2 protein-coding genes and 2 pseudogenes are annotated in these 3239 nt (G+C 61.7%); all 4 read left to right on the plus strand.

What is annotated here, in order from left to right:
* Nucleotides 1–259: 259 nt before the first annotated feature.
* The gene (locus tag C0Z16_RS36775; protein WP_102636824.1) at nucleotides 260–1135 is read left to right on the plus strand and encodes a tyrosine-type recombinase/integrase; all 876 of its coding nucleotides are present in this window, start codon (nucleotides 260–262) and stop codon (nucleotides 1133–1135) included.
* A gap of 16 nt (nucleotides 1136–1151) precedes the next feature.
* A pseudogene (locus C0Z16_RS36780) lies at nucleotides 1152–1331 on the plus strand (transposase zinc-binding domain-containing protein); the annotation flags it as partial.
* 170 nt (nucleotides 1332–1501) lie between these two features.
* Entirely contained in the window at nucleotides 1502–2749 is a 1248-nt protein-coding gene (locus tag C0Z16_RS36785) for a tyrosine-type recombinase/integrase (protein WP_208638674.1), read from the plus strand.
* A pseudogene (locus C0Z16_RS36790) lies at nucleotides 2746–3239 on the plus strand (tyrosine-type recombinase/integrase); the annotation flags it as partial. The gene C0Z16_RS36785 and the pseudogene C0Z16_RS36790, both read left to right, overlap by 4 nt.

Below are 3239 nucleotides of genomic sequence, written 5' to 3' on the forward strand. Positions count from 1 at the left end.
GCTAAAGCGGCAATCGTCCAGGCGTTTGGGTCGGGATATTCGTAGTCCACGGGTGCATGTCCCGCCTCGACTGGCAGCTCGCTGCCAGTCCCACCAGTATCGATGAAAGCGGGACGGACTATCTATATCGGGTCGGTGAACGAAACCGCTCGCGCGGTAGGGGGCTGCGGTCCGACGCTGGAGGTCAGGGAGGGGCCGGTCGCGCGGTTTATGTTGGCGAGTGAGGCAATCCGCCTCGTTCCTCAACAGGAGCCGCATCATGACCTCCTCCCAACCGACCGTCAGCCCGTTGCGCCAGCGCATGATCGACGACATGCGTATGCGCCAGCTTTCCCCAAAGACGCAAGCCGGCTATCTGCGCATCGTCCGCGAGTTCGCCCGTTACCTTGGGCGCTCGCCTGATACCGCCACGGTCGAGGACCTGCGAACCTACCAGCTGCATCTGGTCGATCATGGCACCTCGCCGATATCACTGAACGCCGCGATCACCGGGCTCAGGTTTTTCTTCGAGACCACGCTCCACGAGCCCGAACTGATGGCCCGGATGCAGCCCGTGCGCGTGCCCCGTACGTTACCGGTCGTGCTCAGCCCCGATGAAGTCCGGCGGCTCATCGCCGCCACTGGGAACCTGAAACACCAGACGGCTCTCTCGGTCGCCTACGGCACGGGGCTGCGTGTCAGCGAAGTGGTGGCGCTGAAGGTCACAGACATCGACAGCCAGCGCATGACGCTGCGTGTCGAGCAGGGCAAGGGGCGCAAGGATCGCTACGCAATGCTCTCACCGGTACTGCTCGAACGCCTGCGGGTCTGGTGGCGTGTGGCCCGTGCCCAGGGCAAGATGCCCGACGGCGGGTGGCTGTTTCCCGGGCTCGACCCCGTCGATCCCCTCACGCCGAGGCAACTCAACCGTGCCATCCGTGCGGCCGCCGAGGCCGCGCAGATCGACAAGCGTGTGTCGATGCACACGCTGCGGCACAGCTTTGCCACGCACCTGCTCGAACAGAAGGTCGACATCCGCGTGATCCAGGTGCTGCTTGGCCACAAGAAGCTGGAAACCACCGCGCTTTACGCGCAGGTGGCCACCGAGCTGCTGCGCGAAGTCACCAGTCCGCTGGAGCGCCTGGCCGCCAACTGACCCGGCGCAGTGCCTCATGCCGGAGGTCGCGGACATCTTCCGCGCCCACGGGCCAGCGTGGCGTCGCACAGTCCACCTGAGTCTCGGGCAGCTGAAGGTGATGTCGGCCATCGAACAGTGCCGCAGCGCGGCGCTGGGCGGGCATGTGCTGCGCTGTTCCGGCTGCGCGCGCACCGAGATCGCCTACAACTCCTGCCTTATGGGAAGTTCTGTCTAACGGGGAGTTGCAGATCAGGTTTGGCGCGAAACCTACCGGCTGTAGCTGGTTTTGTATCTGGCCGGTCGCCATTTAACACCCCATAAAATCGCGGTCCTCCTTTGCTATGGTGGTTTGGCCTTCCCAGGCAACCCTCATAGGAGGATGTGATGCTGGACACCTACCTGGTAGCACCCAAAACCTTGAAACGCCTGCGCTCGGGACCCAGCGGAGTCTTCATTGACGACTTTGCTGACGCGCTTGAACGAGACGGATACTCTGCGGCCAGTGCTATACGTTACCTGCGAGCTGCCGACCATCTTGGTCGCTTCATGCTGGCACACGGCGGTACCCTGGCCGAGACTGGTCCACAAACCCCGGAAACCTTCTTTCGTCATCTGCCAACTTGCACTTGCCCGGAGGTAAGAGGTGGCAGGACCGGCCACCACGTCTATTTCGGCGCCAAACGCTTTCGCGAATACCTGATCGAGATCGGCGTCTGCCAGGACGACAAGCCTTCGATTGCAGAGATTCGGGAGCCCGCAATCGTGGGCGGTTTCCGGCGATGGTTGCAAAAGCACCGGGGGGCGAAGGAGCCGACCATTCGGCTCTACTGTCGTGATGCCGCAGTGATGCTGAAAGTGCTTGGCGATGACGTCAGCCAGTGGGATCCGAAGCAAATACGTACGTTCCTGCTGAACAGTGCTTGCAGTTGTGGTGCTGGTACCGCTGAAAAGCGGGTCACCAGCGCGCGAGCCTTCTTACGCTACCTTGGTGTTCACGATCTGTGTCGGCCGGGTCTCGATCAGGCGGTTCCGTCGTTGGCGCATTGGCGCCTGGCGTCACTGCCACGGTGTCTGAGCGCTGATGAAGTTGACCGCCTGATCGCCGCATGCGATGACGATTCACGCAGGCGTCTTCGAGATCGTGCGATCGTCCTCCTGCTTGTGCGACTTGGGGTTCGCGCAGGTGACCTGGCGAACCTTCGCTTGAGCGATATCGAGTGGGACTCCGGGACGCTACGTGTCTTGGGAAAGGGGCGCTATGAAGTTCGCCTTCCGCTGCCGCAGGATGCTGGCGAGGCACTTCTGCGGTATCTCGAATCGCAACCTCGGGTTGCCGGCAGCGACCATGTCTTTGTTAGAAACATCGCACCCGTCAAGCCGCATATCTCAGGCGACGGCATATCTTCGATAGTGAAGCGCGCACTAAAACGGGCCGGGGTGAGTTCGCCCGCCAAAGGCGCACATCTGCTGCGCCACACAGCGGCGACTGAGATGTTGCGTCACGGGCTTCCCCTCGAGCAGGTTGGCCTGATCCTGAGGCATCGCGGCATTGATACCACGGCGTATTACGCCAAGGTCGACGTAGCGCTCCTCAGCCAGATCGCTCGGCCATGGCCGGAGGTGGCGAAATGATGCCGGCCGTGGAGTCCTATCTTGCCGCGCGGCGTGCCGCCGGATTTAAACTGCTGAACGCAGACTATCTGTTGCGCAGTTTCGCGTGCTTTGCTGTCAAACGCGGTGAAATGCACGTTTGCACGCAGACAGCAATCGACTGGGCCGGCGAGGCTGCGTCGGTGGCCCAGCGTGACGCAAGGCTAAAGACCGTGTGTCGGTTCGCCCGGTACATGCGTATGGAAGATCAAAACCATGAACTACCACCCGCCCGCCACTTTGGTTACCGAAAGACGCGTCGCGTTCCGTTCATCTACACCTGCGCCGACATTGAGCGCCTGATCAACACAGCCTTGCAATCGGGCCCTCGCGGCACGTTGCAATCACAAACGTATGCGACATTAATTGCCCTGCTGTTAGCCACGGGCATGCGGATCTCGGAGGCCCTGAACCTGCGCCTTGCCGACATGACTTCCGAAGGACTGCTCATTCGAAAGAGCAAATTCCAGAA

It is taken from the genome of Paraburkholderia rhynchosiae (assembly GCF_002879865.1).
Lineage (GTDB): Bacteria > Pseudomonadota > Gammaproteobacteria > Burkholderiales > Burkholderiaceae > Paraburkholderia > Paraburkholderia rhynchosiae.